The 18,967-nt window shown below is 41.4% G+C and carries 15 protein-coding genes and 1 tRNA gene; all 16 read left to right on the forward strand.

The window, feature by feature from the left end:
- Window positions 1-58 precede the first annotated feature (58 nt).
- The 16 genes from topA (at window position 59) to smc (ending at window position 18,832) form a co-directional block, all read left to right on the forward strand.
- Complete coding sequence (gene topA, locus GOM48_RS04150; protein WP_235098529.1) at window positions 59-2,146, forward strand: type I DNA topoisomerase; 2,088 nt, start codon at window positions 59-61, stop codon at window positions 2,144-2,146.
- Between the two features lie 106 nt (window positions 2,147-2,252).
- On the forward strand, window positions 2,253-2,612 hold the full coding sequence (locus GOM48_RS04155; RefSeq protein WP_061420861.1) for a YbaN family protein: 360 nt from the start codon (window positions 2,253-2,255) through the stop codon (window positions 2,610-2,612).
- 93 nt (window positions 2,613-2,705) lie between these two features.
- A complete protein-coding gene (locus GOM48_RS04160; protein ID WP_235098531.1) occupies window positions 2,706-3,338 on the forward strand; it encodes a copper homeostasis protein CutC in 633 nt (210 codons plus the stop codon).
- 43 nt (window positions 3,339-3,381) lie between these two features.
- Window positions 3,382-4,038 carry an MmcQ/YjbR family DNA-binding protein gene (locus tag GOM48_RS04165; protein ID WP_235098533.1) on the forward strand — a complete coding sequence of 219 codons (657 nt, stop codon included), beginning with the start codon at window positions 3,382-3,384 and terminating at the stop codon, window positions 4,036-4,038.
- Between the two features lie 314 nt (window positions 4,039-4,352).
- On the forward strand, window positions 4,353-5,915 hold the full coding sequence (locus GOM48_RS04170; RefSeq protein ID WP_235098535.1) for a 2-isopropylmalate synthase: 1,563 nt from the start codon (window positions 4,353-4,355) through the stop codon (window positions 5,913-5,915).
- Between the two features lie 11 nt (window positions 5,916-5,926).
- Complete coding sequence (leuB, locus tag GOM48_RS04175) at window positions 5,927-6,964, forward strand: 3-isopropylmalate dehydrogenase (RefSeq protein WP_235098537.1); 1,038 nt, start codon at window positions 5,927-5,929, stop codon at window positions 6,962-6,964.
- Entirely contained in the window at window positions 6,961-7,230 is a 270-nt protein-coding gene (locus GOM48_RS04180) for a DUF1294 domain-containing protein (RefSeq protein WP_235098539.1), read from the forward strand. The genes leuB and GOM48_RS04180 overlap by 4 nt, the downstream gene beginning before the upstream one ends.
- 3 nt (window positions 7,231-7,233) lie before the next feature.
- The gene (gene leuC / locus GOM48_RS04185; protein WP_235098542.1) at window positions 7,234-8,616 is read left to right on the forward strand and encodes a 3-isopropylmalate dehydratase large subunit; all 1,383 of its coding nucleotides are present in this window, start codon (window positions 7,234-7,236) and stop codon (window positions 8,614-8,616) included.
- Between the two features lie 9 nt (window positions 8,617-8,625).
- A complete protein-coding gene (gene leuD, locus GOM48_RS04190; protein WP_235098544.1) occupies window positions 8,626-9,219 on the forward strand; it encodes a 3-isopropylmalate dehydratase small subunit in 594 nt (197 codons plus the stop codon).
- Window positions 9,220-9,244: 25 nt separating this feature from the next.
- Window positions 9,245-10,024 carry an L-threonylcarbamoyladenylate synthase gene (locus GOM48_RS04195; RefSeq protein ID WP_000160505.1) on the forward strand — a complete coding sequence of 260 codons (780 nt, stop codon included), beginning with the start codon at window positions 9,245-9,247 and terminating at the stop codon, window positions 10,022-10,024.
- 165 nt (window positions 10,025-10,189) lie between these two features.
- Window positions 10,190-11,842 carry an AAA family ATPase gene (locus GOM48_RS04200; protein ID WP_235098545.1) on the forward strand — a complete coding sequence of 551 codons (1,653 nt, stop codon included), beginning with the start codon at window positions 10,190-10,192 and terminating at the stop codon, window positions 11,840-11,842.
- The gene (locus tag GOM48_RS04205; protein WP_235098739.1) at window positions 11,829-13,133 is read left to right on the forward strand and encodes an McrC family protein; all 1,305 of its coding nucleotides are present in this window, start codon (window positions 11,829-11,831) and stop codon (window positions 13,131-13,133) included. The genes GOM48_RS04200 and GOM48_RS04205 overlap by 14 nt, the downstream gene beginning before the upstream one ends.
- A 173-nt stretch (window positions 13,134-13,306) precedes the next feature.
- A complete protein-coding gene (locus tag GOM48_RS04210; protein WP_235098549.1) occupies window positions 13,307-14,293 on the forward strand; it encodes a GMP reductase in 987 nt (328 codons plus the stop codon).
- 67 nt (window positions 14,294-14,360) lie between these two features.
- Window positions 14,361-14,432 (forward strand) — tRNA-Arg (locus GOM48_RS04215).
- Between the two features lie 171 nt (window positions 14,433-14,603).
- Window positions 14,604-15,302, forward strand: a complete 699-nt coding sequence (gene rnc / locus GOM48_RS04220; RefSeq protein WP_000661470.1) for a ribonuclease III — start codon at window positions 14,604-14,606, stop codon at window positions 15,300-15,302.
- A complete protein-coding gene (smc, locus tag GOM48_RS04225) occupies window positions 15,293-18,832 on the forward strand; it encodes a chromosome segregation protein SMC (protein WP_235098552.1) in 3,540 nt (1,179 codons plus the stop codon). Before rnc ends, smc begins: the two co-directional genes overlap by 10 nt.
- Window positions 18,833-18,967 lie beyond the last annotated feature (135 nt).

An 18,967-nucleotide genomic window follows, 5' to 3' on the forward strand; every position in this document is an offset into this window, starting at 1 on the left:
GGTCTTTAAAAATGGTTTACACTTTATAAAGTTTATTACTTTGAAAAGGTGTGATAGTGTGGCTACGGCAACAAAGAAGAAAAAATCAACAGTTAAGAAAAATCTAGTCATCGTGGAGTCGCCTGCTAAGGCGAAAACGATTGAAAAATATCTAGGCAGAAATTACAAGGTTTTAGCCAGTGTCGGACATATCCGTGATTTGAAAAAATCCAGTATGTCAGTCGACATTGAAAATAACTATGAACCGCAGTATATCAATATCCGTGGAAAAGGCCCTCTCATTAATGACTTGAAAAAAGAAGCTAAAAAGGCCAATAAAGTCTTTCTGGCGAGTGACCCGGACCGTGAAGGAGAAGCAATTTCCTGGCATTTGGCTCACATTCTCAACTTGGACGAGAATGATGCCAACCGTGTGGTCTTTAATGAAATTACCAAGGACGCAGTAAAAAATGCTTTTAAAGAACCTCGCAAGATTGACATGGACTTGGTCGACGCCCAACAAGCTCGTCGAGTCTTAGACCGCTTGGTAGGGTATTCGATTTCGCCTATTTTGTGGAAAAAGGTCAAGAAGGGCTTATCAGCAGGACGCGTGCAGTCTGTTGCCCTTAAGCTCATCATTGACCGTGAAAATGAAATCAATGCCTTTCAACCGGAAGAATACTGGACAATTGATGGTGTCTTTAAGAAGGGAACCAAGCAATTTCAGGCTTCTTTCTATGGTATGAATGGCAAAAAGATGAAATTGACCACCAACGAAGAAGTCAAAGAAGTCTTGTCCCATTTGACTAGCAAAGATTTTACAGTAGACCAAGTAGATAAGAAAGAACGCAAACGCAATGCGCCCCTACCTTATACGACTTCAACCATGCAGATGGATGCTGCTAACAAAATCAATTTCCGTACTCGAAAGACCATGATGGTGGCTCAACAGCTCTATGAAGGGATCAATATCGGATCAGGTGTGCAAGGTTTGATTACCTATATGCGTACTGACTCGACTCGTATCAGTCCTGTGGCTCAGAACGAAGCTGCAAGCTACATTAACGACCGTTTTGGTAGCAAGTATTCCAAGCATGGTAGCAAGGTCAAGAATGCCTCAGGTGCTCAAGATGCCCACGAAGCCATTCGTCCATCTAGTGTCTTTAACACACCTGAAAGCATCTCTAAGTACTTGGACAAAGACCAGCTCAAGCTCTATACCCTTATCTGGAACCGTTTTGTGGCCAGCCAGATGACAGGAGCTATCTTTGATACCATTGCTGTTAAGCTTTCTCAAAATGGAGTCCAATTCGCGGCAAATGGAAGCCAAGTTAAGTTTGATGGGTATCTTGCTATTTACAATGACTCTGACAAGAACAAAATGTTGCCAGATATGGCAGTTGGAGATGTGGTCAAGCAGGTTAATAGCAAGCCAGAACAACATTTCACTCAACCACCTGCTCGTTATTCTGAAGCGACCCTTATCAAGACCTTGGAGGAAAATGGGGTTGGACGCCCGTCAACCTATGCTCCGACCATTGAAACCATCCAAAAACGTTACTACGTTCGTCTGGCAGCTAAACGTTTTGAACCAACAGAGTTGGGAGAAATTGTCAATAAACTCATCGTTGAATGCTTCCCAGATATCGTCAATGTGACTTTCACAGCTGAGATGGAAGGAAAACTGGATGATGTCGAAGTTGGTAAAGAGCAGTGGCAACGTGTTATTGATGAATTTTACAAACCATTCTCCAAAGAAGTAGCCAAGGCTGAATCCGAAATGGAAAAAATCCAGATTAAGGATGAGCCAGCTGGATTTGACTGTGAAGTTTGTGGCAGTCCAATGGTGATTAAGCTCGGTCGTTTTGGTAAATTCTATGCTTGTAGTAATTTCCCAGACTGCCGTCACACACAAGCGATTGTCAAAGAGATTGGTGTCGAGTGTCCAAGCTGCCATCAAGGACAAATCATCGAACGCAAAACCAAGCGCAATCGTATCTTCTATGGTTGCAATCGTTACCCAGAATGTGAATTTACTTCCTGGGACAAACCAATTGGCCGTGACTGTCCAAAATGCGGACACTTCCTTGTGGAGAAAAAAGTCCGTGGTGGTGGCAAGCAGGTTGTATGTAGTAATGGCGACTACGAAGAAGAGAAAATTAAATAAAATGCAGAGCCCTGAAAATGAATTTCAGGCTCTTTTTTGTTGATGCTTGACAAATTTCCCCCTTGTATGCGAAACTAGAGGAAGAGTAATTTATCTAGGAGAAATCATGCGTATCATTTATCTCAGTATTGGCTTTATTTCACTGGCTTTAGCTGTTATTGGAGTTGTCCTACCACTTTTACCAACAACCCCCTTTCTTTTGTTAGCTATCGCTTGCTTTTCAAAATCTTCTAAGCGTTTTGAAGACTGGCTTTATCATACAAAGCTTTATCAGACCTATGTAGCTGACTTTCGGGAAACCAAGTCAATCGCGCGAGAACGAAAGAAAAAAATCATCGTATCTATCTATATCTTGATGGGAATTTCTATTTATTTTGCTCCTCTTTTGCCAGTCAAAATCGGTCTGGGAGCCTTGACTGTCTTTATCACCTACTATCTCTTTAAAGTCATTCCTGACAAAGAATAGATAAAAATAGTAGTTATTTGCCTTGATAAAAATGAAAGCCTATTTAAAATAATATGATATAATAAATTTAAAGAAAACATCAAGGAGAATCAAATGATTTACGAATTTTGTGCTGAAAATGTGACCTTGCTTGAAAAAGCGATACAGGCTGGAGCTCGTCGAATCGAACTTTGTGACAATCTAGCAGTAGGAGGAACAACACCTAGCTATGGAGTGACCAAGGCAGCGGTTGAACTGGCAGCTAACTACGATACGACCATTATGACCATGATTCGTCCCCGTGGTGGCGACTTTGTCTATACTGATCTTGAAATAGCAATCATGCTAGAAGACATTCGTTTGACTGCTCAGACTGGAAGTCAAGGGGTTGTTTTTGGAGCATTAACTGCTGATAAAAAGTTGGATAAGGCTAATCTTGAGAAGCTGATTGTCGCATCTAAAGGAATGGAAATTGTCTTCCACATGGCCTTTGATGAATTGAGTGATGAAGACCAGTTGGAAGCCATTGACTGGCTCAGCCAAGCTGGTGTCACTCGTATCTTAACTCGTGCTGGTGTGTCTGGAGACTCGCTAGAAGAACGTTTTGCCCATTATCACAGAATTTTGGAACATGCTAAAGGTAAAATTGAAATCTTACCAGGTGGAGGGATTGACCTTGACAACCGTCAAGCCTTTATCGACCAGCTGGGTGTGACACAATTGCATGGAACCAAGGTTGTCTTTTAAAAAATAGAAAGGAACTGCTAGCTTTTGGTAGCAGTTTTCACTTATGTTTGAAATTTTTAAATCCTATCAGTTTAATAAAGAAAAAGCCCATGCCTATGGTTTTGTAGAAAGTGGGAAAGTCTGGACCTATAGTTGCCAGATTTTGCAGGGTGACTTTTTCATGACAGTTTCTATCACTCCGGATAATGTGAGCTTTCAGGTCTTTGACCAGGAAACGGGTGACCTCTATCCTCAAGTACATATGGAAAGTATGCGGGGAAGTTTTGTCGGAAGTGTCCGTGAGGCTTGTTTGGAGATTCTTTACCAGATTCGGAAGGCTTGTTTTGATGTGCAGGATTTTATCTGCCCTCAGACTAAGCGTATCATGGCTCAGGTTCAGGAAGATTATGGGAATCAGCTGGAGTATCTGTGGGAAAAATCACCTGATGCTGCTGTATTGCGCCATGAAGGCAATCAAAAGTGGTATGCTGTTTTGATGAGAATTCCGTGGGATAAGTTAGATAAGGGGAGAGAAGGGCTAGTGGAAGCAGTCAACCTCAAACACGACCAAGTGGCTGACTTGCTTTCGCAAAAGGGAATTTACCCAGCCTTTCATATGAACAAACGCTACTGGCTTAGTCTGACACTTGATGATACTTTGTCAGATGAAATGGTACTGAAATTGATGGAAAGAAGTTGGAACCTAACCGTGAAAAAATAGGGGAATTTGCTTGAGTTTTCAAATACTTTCAATTAGCAAAATATTCTTTACTGAAGAAATTTTCAGAAAATAATGGATTTTTTCTTGACAAGAGATTTTTCCTATGCTAGAATACTAAACAAGATATCAAACGAAGGAGAAAGTCAAACATGAAAACAGCTAAGTTTAATCAATTTGCTTTGTTGTTGAGGTACTCGGGCTAGTGCAAAAGCATTAGTCCTGTTTGGCTTACCAAGCGGGAGTAAATCAACATCTCGCTTGGGTTTCTGAGCGAGATGTTTTTTTAAAACTATATTTGGAAAAGGGGAAATCTTATGCGAACAGTTGAATTTCTAGATACCAGCCTTCGAGATGGAGAGCAGACACCTGGCGTTAACTTTTCAATCAAGGAAAAAATTGCCATTGCAAGGCAGATGGAGAAATGGGGCATTTCAACCATTGAAGCTGGTTTTCCAGCTGCTAGCCCAGATTCATTTACAGCAGTTCAGGAGATTGCTAAAGTCTTGAAAAAAACAGCGGTGACAGGTTTGGCACGTTCGGTCAAGTCTGATATAGATGCTTGTTATGAGGCGCTCAAGGATGCCAAGTATCCTCAGATTCACGTCTTTATCGCGACCAGTCCGATTCACCGCAAGTATAAGCTCAATAAGAGCAAGGAAGAGATTTTAGAAGCTATTAAGGAGCATGTTTCTTACGCACGTTCTAAGTTTGAAATTGTCGAATTTTCTCCAGAGGATGCGACCAGGACAGAGTTGGATTTCCTCTTGCAAGTCGTTCAAACAGCGGTTGATGCAGGGGCGTCTTATATCAATATCCCTGACACGGTTGGATTTACGACGCCAGAGGAGTATGGTGCCATCTTCAAATACTTAATTGAGAATGTCAAAACTGATCGTCAGATCATCTATTCTCCTCACTGTCACGATGACCTCGGAATGGCAGTGGCTAACAGCCTTTCTGCTGTCAAGAATGGTGCAGGACGTGTCGAAGGAACTATTAATGGCATTGGTGAGCGAGCTGGAAATGCTGCTTTGGAAGAAATAGCAGTGGCTCTCAATATTCGCCAAGATTACTACCAAGCAGAAACAAGTATTGTCCTAAATGAAACCATTAATACGTCAGAAATGGTTTCTCGCTTCTCAGGTATACCAGTTCCTAAAAATAAAGCGGTGGTCGGTGGAAATGCCTTCTCTCACGAGTCTGGTATTCACCAAGATGGAGTTCTTAAAAATCCTCTTACTTATGAGATCATCACACCTGAATTGGTCGGTGTTAAGAGTAATAGCCTTCCGCTTGGAAAATTGTCAGGTCGCCACGCTTTTGTAGAAAAACTAAGAGAACTGGCCCTAGATTTTACAGAAGAGGATATCAAACCACTCTTCGCTAAGTTCAAGGCACTAGCGGACAAGAAACAAGAAATCACAGATGCAGATATTCGAGCTCTGGTAGCTGGAACCATGGTTGAAAACCCAGAAGGTTTCCACTTTGATGATTTACAACTTCAAACCCATGCAGATAATGACATTGAAGCGCTTGTTAGTCTGGCTAATATGGATGGTGAAAAAGTCGAATTTAATGCGACAGGACAAGGTTCCGTTGAAGCAATCTTTAACGCTATTGATAAGTTCTTTAACCAATCTGTCCGCTTGGTGTCCTATACCATTGATGCTGTGACAGATGGAATTGATGCTCAAGCTCGTGTCTTGGTTACTGTTGAAAACAGAGATACAGAAACCATTTTTAACGCAGCAGGTCTTGATTTCGATGTGTTAAAGGCTTCAGCTATTGCTTATATCAATGCCAATACTTTTGTTCAAAAAGAGAATGCAGGTGAGATGGGGCGCAGCGTTTCCTACCGAGACATGCCTAGTGTGTAAAGGAGAAGGCTATGACAAAGAAAATAGCAGCACTAGCAGGGGATGGAATCGGTCCAGAAATCATGGAAGCTGGTTTAGCGGTTCTGGAAGCTCTAGCTTCAAAAACAGGCTTTGACTATGAGATAGACAGACGCCCCTTTGGAGGTGCGGGTATTGATGCTGCGGGGCATCCCTTACCTGATGAAACCCTTAAGGCATGTAGAGAAGCAGATGCTATTCTCCTTGCGGCTATCGGTAGTCCTCAGTATGATGGAGCATCGGTTCGGCCTGAACAAGGCTTGCTGGCTCTTCGTAAGGAACTCAATCTCTATGCTAATATTCGCCCTGTTAAGATTTTTGATAGTCTCAAGCATTTGTCACCTCTCAAACCGGAACGAATTGCTGGTGTAGACTTTGTCGTGGTACGTGAGTTGACAGGTGGTATCTACTTTGGAGATCATATCCTTGAAGAGCGGAAAGCGCGTGATATCAACGACTACAGCTATGAGGAAGTAGAGCGGATCATTCGCAAGGCATTTGAAATTGCAAGAAATCGCAGAAAAATCGTTACTAGTATCGATAAGCAAAATGTTCTAGCGACTTCAAAACTCTGGCGCAGAGTAGCTGAGGAAGTCGCGCAGGATTTCCCAGATGTAACCTTGGAGCACCAGTTGGTGGACTCAGCTGCCATGCTCATGATTACCAGTCCTGCTAAGTTTGATGTCATTGTGACGGAAAATCTTTTCGGAGATATCTTATCTGATGAATCAAGCGTTTTATCAGGCACACTTGGCGTCATGCCATCAGCCAGTCATTCTGAAAAAGGCCCAAGTCTTTATGAACCTATTCACGGTTCGGCACCTGATATTGCAGGTCAAGGAATTGCCAATCCTATCTCTATGATTTTGTCAGTTGCCATGATGTTGAGAGATAGTTTTGGACGTTATGAGGATGCAGAGCGTATCGAACGTGCTGTTGAAGCTAGTTTAGCGGCTGGCATTTTAACAAGAGATATTGGAGGACAGGCTTCGACCAAGGAAATGACAGAAGCCATCATTGAAAGATTATGAAGATAAATGAAGGAATCACGCTTGCCCTCTTGATTTGGAATGTCATGGTTTTCTTGATTTATGGCATTGACAAATCCAAGGCAAGAAGAGGTGCTTGGCGCGTTCCAGAGAAAATCTTACTCATTTTAGCCATTGCTTGTGGTGGTTTTGGTGCCTGGTTAGCAGGAATCACCTTTCACCACAAGACTAGAAAATGGTATTTTAAAACAGTTTGGTTTCTCGGGATGGTGACCACACTAGTGGCCTTATATTTTATTTGGAGGTAATGGATGGCAGGAAAATCGATTTTTGATAAATTATGGGACCGCCATGTTATCACAGGAGAAGAAGGGCAACCCCAACTCATGTACGTGGATCAGCACTATATTCATGAGGTAACCAGTCCCCAAGCTTTTCAAGGATTACGAGATGCAGGACGAAGATTGAGACGGCCAGACTTGACATTTGGAACCTTTGATCATAATGTTCCGACTGTCAATATCTACGATATTCGAGATGTCATTTCCAAGGCGCAAATTGATAAGCTGGCTGAAAATGTTGAGGAATTTGGGATTGAACATGCGGCTCATGGTTCTGAAAAGCAGGGAATCGTTCACATGGTTGGACCAGAAACTGGAAGAACACAACCAGGAAAATTCATCGTCTGTGGAGATAGCCACACAGCTACTCACGGAGCTTTCGGAGCTATCGCTTTTGGGATTGGGACCAGTGAGGTTGAGCATGTCTTTGCTACCCAGACCCTCTGGCAGGTCAAACCCAAGAAAATGCTGGTAGAATTCACTGGTGTTCCTCAAAAAGGAGTTTATTCTAAGGATTACATTCTCGCCTTAATTGCCAAGTACGGCGTTGCCTGTGGTGTTGGCTATGTGGTTGAATATCGTGGACAAGCGATTGATGCTTTGACCATGGAAGAGAGAATGACCATCTGCAATATGTCCATTGAGTTTGGCTCCAAGATGGGAATTATGAATCCAGATCAGACTACCTATGACTATCTTAAGGGACGGGAATGCGTTCCCGAAGCTTTCGAGGAGGCGATTGCTGACTGGAAAACCCTAGTCAGCGATGATGATGCTGTTTATGATAAGGTTATCCGGATGGATGTCTCAGACTTGGCTCCTATGGTGACTTGGGGAACAAATCCTGCTATGGGGGTCGACTTTGACAGTAGTTTTCCAGAAATTAAGGATATGAATGATGAACGAGCTTATCATTACATGAACTTGGAGCCTGGTCAAAAGCCGGCAGATATTGAGCTAGGCTATATCTTTATTGGCTCTTGTACCAATGCTCGTCTCAGTGATTTGCAACTGGCTGCGCGATTTGTCAAAGGGAAGAAAATTGCTCCCAATCTAACGGCAATCGTAGTACCTGGTTCTCGTCCTGTCAAACGAGCTGCTGAGAAGTTGGGCTTGGACAAGGTTTTCCTAGACGCTGGTTTTGAGTGGAGAGACCCAGGTTGCTCTATGTGCTTAGGGATGAATCCGGACAAGGTGCCTGATGGTGTCCACTGTGCCTCAACCAGTAACCGTAACTTTGAAGATAGACAGGGATTTGGTGCTAAAACCCATCTCTGCAGTCCAGCCATGGCAGCTGCGGCAGCCATCGCAGGGCGCTTCGTAGATGTTCGACAGATGCCAGAAGCCCAGTAAGGAGAGGATATGGAGAAATTTACAGTTTATACGGGAACGACCGTTCCTCTCATGAATGATAACATCGACACTGACCAAATCCTTCCCAAGCAGTTTCTCAAGTTAATTGATAAGAAGGGCTTTGGTAAGTACCTCATGTATGCCTGGCGTTATCTGGACGATAACTACACTGAGGATCCAGATTTTGTCTTTAACCGACCTGAATACCGTAAAGCCAGTATCCTCATCTCAGGGGATAACTTTGGCGCAGGGTCTTCAAGAGAACACGCAGCATGGGCTCTAGCTGACTATGGTTTTAAGGTCGTGATTGCAGGATCTTTCGGTGATATTCATTACAATAATGAACTCAATAATGGCATGTTGCCTATTGTTCAGCCTAGGGAGGTTAGAGAAAAGCTAGCCCAACTCAAACCGACCGACCAGGTAACTGTAGACTTGGAACAACAAAAAATCATCTCACCAGTTGGAGAATTCACTTTCGAAATTGATAGCGAGTGGAAACACAAGCTTTTAAATGGTTTGGATGATATCGGAATTACTTTGCAGTATGAAGACTTGATTGCTGCTTATGAAAAACGACGACCAGCCTACTGGCAGGATTAGAAAAAATAGAAAAGGAAATAGAACTATGACAAAACACATTCAATGGAACGGAACACTTTCTCAAGAAGGCTATGACATTTTAAAAGGTGAGGGTGGGTGCATTGTATGCCCTACAAAAGTTGGTTACATCATTATGACCAGCGACAAGGCAGGTCTTGAACGCAAATTTGAGGCTAAAGAGCGTAACCGTAACAAACCAGGTGTTGTACTTTGTGGTAGCATGGACGAGCTACGCGCTTTAGCACAACTAAACCCAGAAATTGAAGCCTTCTACCAAAAACATTGGGATGAAGATATTCTCCTTGGTTGTATCCTTCCTTGGAAACCAGAAGCTTTTGAAAAACTCAAAGCATACGGTGATGGCCGTGAAGAACTCATGACTGACGTTCGTGGTACTAGCTGTTTTGTCATCAAGTTTGGTAAAGCTGGTGAACAGTTGGCTGCCAAACTTTGGGAAGAAGGCAAGATGGTCTACGCCTCATCAGCCAACCCATCTGGAAAAGGAAACCGTGGTAAGGTAGAAGGAATAGGAGAACGTATCGAAGGAGCAGTGGACCTTGTTATCGAAGCAGACGACTATGTGGCATCTATCCAACCTGACAAAACGATTGAAACGCGCTACGAGCAAGGTGTGATGGTCTCTATGGTCGATAAAGATGGCAAACTCATCCCAGAACAAGGAGGAGCACGTTCAACTTCACCAGCACCAGTCGTTATCCGTAAAGGGCTTGACATTGATAAAATCATGATGCACCTGTCAGATACCTTTAACTCATGGGACTACCGTCAAGGTGAGTATTATTAAGATAAAAAAAGAAGTCTAGTGTTAAGAGACATTGAAGCTCCTAACACTGGGCTTTTTCTTTAGAATTTCTTTTCTTTTTTTAATAGATATGATATTCTATATATGAAATAGGGTTTTGAAATATTAAATACTAACTAGCCTATAATATGAAAATGGAGCTACAAAATGGAAGAAAAATTAAATTATTGGATGATAGTTGCAGGAGGAGGTGGAAAAGTTTGGTCTTTATTTAAAGAAGAGAATATAGCTTGTATAGATTTTGATTCTAATTTATCTAATATTTTAGATTACAATAATCCTGAAGAATTGAAGCAAGGAAAGCAGAGAAATTTATTTATTTGGAAGTTTGCACATGACATAAAAATAAATGATTATATAATAGCTACCTCAGGATTAAACAAAATTTTAGGTATTGGACAATGTGTGAAAACATATTACTTTGATGAAACAAAAACAGAGTTTAAACATTGTATTGGTGTTAATTGGTTGAAAGTAGATGGTGGATGGGAATACCAAAGAAAAAAAGGTACAAGACAAACCATCAACTGGGATAGAAATTCAGAACGTATCAATTTATATAAATCCATTCTAAATGGTACATACAGAAAAAATATAGAGAAAGTTGTTATGAATAAAAATATTGACGATTATTTAGATAAATTAAAAAAATCCAAAAACCTCATCCTCCGCGGTGCTCATGGCACAGGAAAAACTTATCTTGCTAAAGAAATTGCCAAAGAATTAACGGGTGGCAACGAAGACCAAATCGAATTTGTACAGTTTCACCCTTCCTATGATTATACGGATTTTGTAGAGGGGTTGAGACCAATCCTGGTAAATGATGGACAGATTAACTTTGGCTTGCAGGACGGTATTTTTAAGAAGTTTTGTCAGAAGGCTAAAGAAGCTCAAAAAACTGGAGGACAAGATAATTTTGATGAAGCTTGGGATCTTTATCTTGAATATGTAAATAGCAGAGATGAAAAAGAATATTTGACAGAATTTTCCTATCTCACAGTAAATAGTCGAAATAATTTTAATATCAATTATGAGACTAAAGCCCAAGGAACTTGCTTAACAAAATCTTATGTTTATGAACTCTATAAAGATGAAAAATATCTGAAACAGCCCTATTATCGTAATCAAGGAAAAAAAGTCCTAGAAACTTTAAAGAAAAGATTTGGTCTGAAAGATTATATTTCTCCAACAGAAATTGCCACAGACAAAAAATTCGTTTTCATCATTGATGAAATCAACCGTGGTGAGATTTCTAAGATTTTTGGTGAACTCTTTTTCTCTATTGATCCTGAATATCGTGGCGAAAGGGGGAGTGTTTCCACCCAGTATGCTAATTTACATGAGACGGATGACAAGTTTTATATCCCTGAAAATGTCTACATCATCGGAACAATGAATGATATTGATCGTTCAGTAGACACCTTTGATTTTGCTATGCGCCGTCGTTTCCGTTTTGTTGAAGTTACTGCTGAAAGCCAGCTATACATTCTAGATAACGAACTAGATGGACATGAGGAGGAAGCGAAAAAACGTCTAAGAAATTTGAATGTTGCTATCGAAAACGTTCAGGAATTAAACAGCCATTATCATATTGGACCAAGTTATTTCCTTAAGTTGCAGGATGTAGATTTTGACTATGAATTACTCTGGTCTGATTACCTCAAACCACTTTTGGAAGATTACTTACGAGGTTCTTATGAAGAGGCTGAAACTCTGGATACATTGAAAAAAGCATTTGATCTGACAAATAACGAGCGAACAGATCGGCAAGATACTGGTGATGATAATGCGAATAACTGATAATCAGTATAGAATTGCTAAAGAGGACCTTGTCGCAGAATATCCCAACCTAAGTCAAGTACTTCTTGATAGAACACTAGATAACCTTTCTCGAGAGGACAATATTTTTATTTTTCCGAATGATTTGATGAATTCTCCTGATTTAGACAAGGACCAAAAGATTTTTGAAACAGTTAATCAGAAAATCAAGACAGGGAACGTGATTGGTTTTCTGGGCTGTGGTCAGGAAAGATTGACGATTTCCTCTCGTTTTTCTGATGAAAGTAACGACCATTTTTTGCATTATCTTTTACAAAAGGTTCTCAATATTAATCTGACTAGTTTGGATGTCGGTCTATCTCCTGAAGATAAGCTTTATCAACTCTTGGTTTACCTCTTTCCCAAGTATCTTCAAGCTGCTCTCAGAAAAGGTCTTTATAAGGAATACCAGCGATATTTCCATAACGATAGTCATGTAAAGGGTGTACTAGATGTTGGAAATCATCTGAAAAAAAATCTCCCTTTTACGGGAAATATTGCCTATACCACTAGGGAGTTCACCTATGATAATCCACTCATGCAGTTGATTCGGCATACGATTGAGTACATAAAGAATCAGAAAAGTTTTGGAGTTCTGCTCGATAGTAATCGTGAAAATATGACAGAAATTACTCGTGTAACCTCATCTTATAAACTAGCTGATCGTGCCAAGATTATCAGAATGAATAAAATCAAACCTATCCGACATGCCTACTTCAGAGAGTACAGAAAGTTACAGGAACTCTGCTTGATGATTCTAAGTAGAGAAAAGCATGGTCTTGGACCTCAATCTCAAAGGGTACATGGTATTCTCTTTGATGTTGCCTGGCTTTGGGAAGAGTATATTCATACCTTGTTGCCAAAAGGTTTCATCCATCCACGAAATAAAGATAAGACGAACGGAATTTCAGTATTTTCTGTTGGGAAACGAAAGGTATATCCAGATTTTTATGACAGAGAACGAAAGATTGTTCTAGATGCAAAATATAAAAAACTGGAGTTCACTGAAAAAGGAATTAACCGCGAGGACTTGTTCCAGCTGATTTCCTATTCATATATTTTAAAAGCTGAGAAAGCTGGACTGATTTTTCCTAGTATGGAGCAGTCAGTAAATAGTGAAATAGGAAAAGTAGTTGGCTATGGAGCTCAATTGAAGAAGTGGTCTATCCAAATCCCTCAGAATGCCTCATCCTATAGTGCATTTTGTAAAATGATGGAAAATTCAGAAGAAAATTTTAAAGCGATTATTGATGAAGAAGTGGGGAGAAAGTAATCTCTTCGCTTTTTTTGCTATTTATACAAGTAATTTCCGAACAATATAATCTAATTGTTGAAAATATTTGACAAAATCTGTACTTTGGTGTAGAATTAATTGAGGAAACGTCGGAAAAGACGTAGTGATGCACAAGCATAGGTAGGTCATTACAAAAGAAACGAGACATCGATATGTTAAATGAATTTCCAATTTTTGATTACGAAGATATTCAGTTGATCCCAAATAAATGTGTGATTAAAAGCCGTTCAGAAGCAGATACAAGTATTACGTTTGGAAAACACACTTTTAAACTACCTGTTGTGCCAGCAAATATGCAGACGATTTTGGATGAGAACGTAGCAGAGCAACTTGCTAAAGGCGGATACTTCTATATTATGCATCGTTTTGATGAAGCGGGGCGCATTCCCTTTATCAAACGTATGCACGATCAAGGGCTCATTGCTTCCATTTCTGTTGGTGTCAAGGATTACGAGTATGACTTCGTTAGCCAACTCAAGGCTGATGCTCCGGAATACATCACGATTGACATTGCTCATGGTCATGCCGATAGCGTGATTTCTATGATTCAACACATCAAGAAAGAGTTGCCAGATACCTTTGTCATTGCTGGGAACGTAGGAACGCCAGAAGCTGTTCGTGAATTGGAAAATGCTGGTGCGGATGCTACTAAGGTTGGAATCGGTCCTGGTAAGGTTTGTATCACCAAGGTCAAGACTGGTTTTGGTACAGGTGGTTGGCAGTTGGCTGCCCTTCGTTGGTGTGCCAAGGCTGCCCGTAAACCGATTATTGCTGATGGAGGAATTCGTACTCACGGAGATATTGCTAAGTCTATCCGTTTCGGTGCTAGCATGGTCATGATTGGTTCCCTTTTTGCAGGACATATCGAAAGTCCAGGGAAAACGATTGAAGTTAATGGCGAACAGTTCAAAGAATACTATGGTTCAGCTTCACAGTATCAAAAAGGCGCTTACAAAAATGTGGAAGGTAAGCGCATCTTACTGCCTGCTAAAGGGCATTTGCAAGACACCCTTACTGAGATGGAGCAGGATTTGCAAAGTGCTATCTCTTATGCAGGTGGACGAAAAGTTGCCGACCTTAAACATGTTGATTATGTTATCGTGAAAAATTCTATCTGGAACGGAGATGCTTCCCACTAATGGACGCTTAGTCTACTCATAAAAAACTTGTTATTAGAGCAAATTTCTGTTATAATAAAACAAGTTTCCACCCTTAGTGTAATGGATATCACGTAAGATTCCGGTTCTTGAGATGGGGGTTCGATTCCCTCAGGGTGGATGTAAACAGCCTAAAAAGCCTTTAAATAAGGCTTTTTTCTTTATATTTCCTCCAAAATTGGAAATCTTTTTTCAAAAACTACCCAAATCTTTCCTAGTCCCGTTTTAAAGTGACTCAGAGGGCTTTTTTTGTTATAATAGAAAGGATCGTAATTATTAGAAAGAGGTCAGTATGAAAGAATTACAAACTGTACTGAAGAAGCGTTTTGCAATCGAATTTGCAGACAAAAACTTACTGGAAACGGCCTTTACTCATACGAGTTATGCCAATGAGCACCGCCTCTTAAAAATTTCACACAATGAGCGCTTGGAATTTTTAGGAGACGCTGTTCTGCAATTATTGATTTCAGAATATCTGTATAAAAAATATCCTAAGAAACCAGAGGGAGATTTGTCTAAACTCCGTGCTATGATTGTCCGCGAGGAGAGTTTGGCTGGTTTTGCGCGTGATTGCCAGTTTGATCAGTTTATCAAGCTAGGAAAAGGGGAAGAAAAGTCTGGTGGGCGCAATCGTGACACCATTCTTGGTGATGCTTTTGAAGCTTTTCTGGGTGCTTTGCTTTTGGACAAGGATGTTGCTAAGGTAAAAGAGTTTATCTATCAGGTCATGATACCCAAGGTTGAAGCAGGTGATTTTGAAATGATTAAGGATTACAAGACACACCTGCAAGAGTTGCTCCAGGTCAATGGGGATGTGGACATTCGCTATCAGGTTATCTCTGAGATAGGACCTGCTCATGATAAGGTTTTTGATGTAGAAGTTCTGGTTGAGGGCAAGAGCATCGGAAAGGGCCAAGGCCGTTCTAAGAAGTTAGCAGAGCAAGAGGCTGCAAAAAATGCCGTTGAGAAAGGGCTGGATTCATGTATTTAAAGGAAATTGAGATCCAGGGATTCAAGTCCTTTGCTGACAAGACCAAGGTCGTCTTTGACCAAGGCGTGACAGCTGTCGTTGGGCCCAATGGTTCTGGGAAGTCAAATATTACAGAAAGTTTGCGTTGGGCCTTGGGGGAGTCCAGTGTTAAGAGTCTCCGTGGTGGCAAGATGCCCGATGTCATTTTTGCTGGGACCGAAAGTCGTAAGCCGCTCAATTATGCCTCTGTTGTCGTGACCTTGGATAATGAAGATGGTTTTATCAAGGATGCAGGGCAAGTCATTAAAGTAGAACGCCATATCTACCGTAGTGGAGATAGCGAGTATCGAATTGATGGCAAGAAAGTCCGTCTGCGTGATGTACACGACCTTTTCTTGGACACCGGTTTGGGACGGGATTCCTTCTCCATCATTTCCCAAGGGAAAGTTGAGGAGATTTTTAATTCCAAGCCAGAGGAACGCCGTGCTATTTTTGAAGAAGCAGCTGGAGTTTTAAAATACAAGACTCGTCGAAAAGAGACAGAGAGCAAACTGCAACAAACTCAAGACAATCTAGATCGCTTAGAGGACATTATCTATGAGTTGGACAATCAAATCAAGCCTCTTGCAAAACAAGCCGAGAATGCTCGCAAGTTTCTCGATCTGGATGGTCAACGCAAGGCTATTTACTTGGATGTACTGGTTGCCCAAATCAAGGAAAATAAGGCTGAACTAGAGCTGACGGAAGAAGAACTAACTCAGGTTCAGGAACTTTTGACGAGCTATTACCAAAAGCGTGAAGAGTTAGAAGAAGAAAATCAAAGTCTTAAAAAGAAACGCCAAGATCTCCAAGCTCAAATGTCTAAAGACCAAGGGAGCTTGATGGATCTGACGAATCTGATAAGTGATTTAGAGCGAAAATTAGCCCTATCGAAGTTGGAATCTGAGCAAGTTGCTCTCAATCAACAAGAAGCACAAGCTCGTTTGGCATCTTTAGAAGATAAGAGAAAGACTCTAAGTACAGAGAAGGCTGAAAAAGAAGCAAATCTGGCACAGTTAGAGGAAAGTCTAGCTGAAAACAACAAGGAACTCAATCGTTTAGAGGCAGAATTGCTAGCTTTTTCAGATGATCCTGACCAGATGATTGAGATCTTGCGTGAACGCTTTGTCGCTCTTTTACAAGAAGAAGCGGATGTCTCAAACCAGTTGACCCGCATCGAGAATGAACTAGAGAACAGCCGTCAGCTATCTCAAAAACAAGCAGATCAACTTGAGAAACTGAAAGAACAACTGGCTACAGCTAAAGAAAAGGCCAGTCAGCAAAAGTCTGAGCTTGAAACTGCCAAGGAGCAGGTTCAGAAATTATTGGCTGACTACCAAGCTGGTGCCAAGGAGCAAGAGGAAAAGAAAGTTTCTTACCAAGCCCAGCAGAGCCAACTCTTTGACCGTTTGGATAGTCTCAAAAACAAGCAGGCTAGAGCCCAAAGTTTGGAGAATATCCTTAGAAATCATAGCAACTTTTACGCGGGTGTTAAGAGTGTTCTCCAAGAAAAAGACTGTCTAGGTGGGATTATTGGTGCAGTCAGTGAGCATTTGACCTTTGATGTTCATTATCAAACTGCCCTAGAAATAGCGCTTGGAGCGAGCAGTCAGCACATCATCGTAGAAGATGAGAACGCAGCGACTAAGGCTATTGATTTCCTCAAGCGCAACAGAGCCGGTCGTGCAACCTTCCTTCCGTTGACGACTATCAAGGCTCGTACGATTTCTAGTCAGAATCAAGATGTTATCGCATCAAGTCCAGGCTTCCTTGGTATGGCTGATGAGTTGGTGTCGTTTGACAAGAGACTAGAAGCCATTTTCAAGAACTTGCTAGCTACTACGGCTATCTTTGACACCGTAGAACATGCGCGTGCAGCTGCTCGTCAAGTTCGTTACCAGGTTCGTATGGTGACACTGGATGGGACAGAGTTGCGCACAGGTGGTTCCTACGCGGGTGGTGCCAATCGTCAGAATAACAGTATCTTCATCAAGCCAGAGCTGGAGCAATTACAAAAAGAAATTGCTGAAGAAGAAGCAAGCCTGCGTTCAGAAGAAGAGACTTTGAAGACTTTGCAAGATGAGATGGCGGTATTAACAGAAAGATTAGAAGCCATCAAATCTCAGGGTGAGCAAGCTCGTATCCAGGAGCAAGGCTTGTCCCTCGCTTATCAACAAACCAATCAGCAAGTGGAAGAGTTAGAAACTCTTTGGAAACTTCAAGAAGAGGAATTAAATCGTCTTTCTGAAGGAGATTGGCAAGCGGATAAGGAAAAATGCCAAGAGCGCCTTGCTACTATCGCGAGTGAAAAGCAAAATCTAGAAGCTGAGATTGAAGAGATTAAGTCGAATAAAAACGCTATTCAAGAACGCTATCAAAACTTGCAGGAACAAGTAGCGCAAGCACGCTTGCTTAAGTCAGAACTACAAGGACAAAAGCGGTACGAAGTGACTGATATTGAACGTCTAGGTAAGGAACTGGATAATCTGGATATCGAACAAGAGGAAATCCAGCGTATCCTCCAAGAAAAGGTTGATAATCTTGAGAAGGTTGATACGGATCTGCTAAGTCAGCAAGTGGAAGAGGCCAAAACTCAGAAATCAAACCTCCAACAAGGTTTGATTCGTAAGCAGTTTGAGTTGGATGATATCGAAGGTCAGCTGGATGATATTGCCAGCCATTTGGACCAGGCTCGTCAGCAGAATGAGGAGTGGATTCGCAAACAAACACGTGCTGAAGCCAAGAAAGAAAAGGTCAGCGAACGCTTGCGCTATCTACAAGCTCAATTAACTGACCAGTACCAGATCAGCTACACTGAGGCTCTAGAAAAAGCGCATGAGTTGGAAAATCTCAATCTGGCAGAGCAAGAGGTTAAAGATCTTGAGAAGGCTATTCGCTCACTGGGTCCAGTCAATTTGGATGCTATTGAACAGTACGAAGAGGTCCATGACCGTTTGGATTTCCTAAATAGCCAACGAGATGATATTTTGTCTGCGAAAAACCTGCTTCTTGAGACAATCACAGAGATGAATGATGAAGTTAAGGAACGCTTTAAATCAACCTTTGAGGCTATTCGTGAGTCCTTTAAAGTGACTTTTAGACAGATGTTTGGCGGAGGTCAGGCAGACTTGATATTAACTGAGGGCGACCTTTTAACAGCTGGTGTAGAGATTTCTGTTCAACCACCAGGTAAGAAAATCCAGTCTCTCAACCTCATGAGTGGTGGTGAAAAAGCCCTATCGGCTCTGGCCTTGTTATTCTCTATCATTCGAGTCAAGACTATTCCTTTTGTTATCTTGGATGAGGTAGAGGCGGCACTTGATGAAGCCAATGTCAAACGTTTTGGGGATTATCTCAACCGCTTTGACAAGGATAGTCAGTTTATCGTCGTGACCCACCGTAAGGGAACCATGGCGGCAGCGGATTCTATCTATGGAGTTACCATGCAAGAATCAGGTGTGTCTAAAATTGTTTCGGTTAAGTTAAAAGACTTGGAAGAAACAGTAGACTAGTTACCAAACGATAGCATCTCTTAGGAGGTGCTATTTTTTAAAACGAATACCTTGAATTGTCTATCAAGGTCAGTTCAGGCGCAAAAAACGACATTTGGGATTTCCTCTTAGCGAAAAGACTTTCTCTATGATATA

The organism is Streptococcus oralis, from assembly GCF_021497885.1.
In the GTDB taxonomy this organism is placed as follows: domain Bacteria; phylum Bacillota; class Bacilli; order Lactobacillales; family Streptococcaceae; genus Streptococcus; species Streptococcus oralis_BQ.

Excerpts from the sequence above, each read along its gene's own strand:
- GOM48_RS04155 (WP_061420861.1), top strand. The coding sequence starts at position 2,253 with ATGCGTATCATTTATCTCAGTATTGGCTTTATTTCACTGGCTTTAGCT.
- GOM48_RS04160 (WP_235098531.1), top strand. The coding sequence starts at position 2,706 with ATGATTTACGAATTTTGTGCTGAAAATGTGACCTTGCTTGAAAAAGCG.
- GOM48_RS04165 (WP_235098533.1), top strand. The coding sequence starts at position 3,382 with ATGTTTGAAATTTTTAAATCCTATCAGTTTAATAAAGAAAAAGCCCAT.
- GOM48_RS04170 (WP_235098535.1), top strand. The coding sequence starts at position 4,353 with ATGCGAACAGTTGAATTTCTAGATACCAGCCTTCGAGATGGAGAGCAG.
- leuB (WP_235098537.1), top strand. The coding sequence starts at position 5,927 with ATGACAAAGAAAATAGCAGCACTAGCAGGGGATGGAATCGGTCCAGAA.
- GOM48_RS04180 (WP_235098539.1), top strand. The coding sequence starts at position 6,961 with ATGAAGATAAATGAAGGAATCACGCTTGCCCTCTTGATTTGGAATGTC.
- leuC (WP_235098542.1), top strand. The coding sequence starts at position 7,234 with ATGGCAGGAAAATCGATTTTTGATAAATTATGGGACCGCCATGTTATC.
- leuD (WP_235098544.1), top strand. The coding sequence starts at position 8,626 with ATGGAGAAATTTACAGTTTATACGGGAACGACCGTTCCTCTCATGAAT.
- GOM48_RS04195 (WP_000160505.1), top strand. The coding sequence starts at position 9,245 with ATGACAAAACACATTCAATGGAACGGAACACTTTCTCAAGAAGGCTAT.
- GOM48_RS04200 (WP_235098545.1), top strand. The coding sequence starts at position 10,190 with ATGGAAGAAAAATTAAATTATTGGATGATAGTTGCAGGAGGAGGTGGA.
- GOM48_RS04205 (WP_235098739.1), top strand. The coding sequence starts at position 11,829 with ATGCGAATAACTGATAATCAGTATAGAATTGCTAAAGAGGACCTTGTC.
- GOM48_RS04210 (WP_235098549.1), top strand. The coding sequence starts at position 13,307 with ATGTTAAATGAATTTCCAATTTTTGATTACGAAGATATTCAGTTGATC.
- rnc (WP_000661470.1), top strand. The coding sequence starts at position 14,604 with ATGAAAGAATTACAAACTGTACTGAAGAAGCGTTTTGCAATCGAATTT.
- smc (WP_235098552.1), top strand. The coding sequence starts at position 15,293 with ATGTATTTAAAGGAAATTGAGATCCAGGGATTCAAGTCCTTTGCTGAC.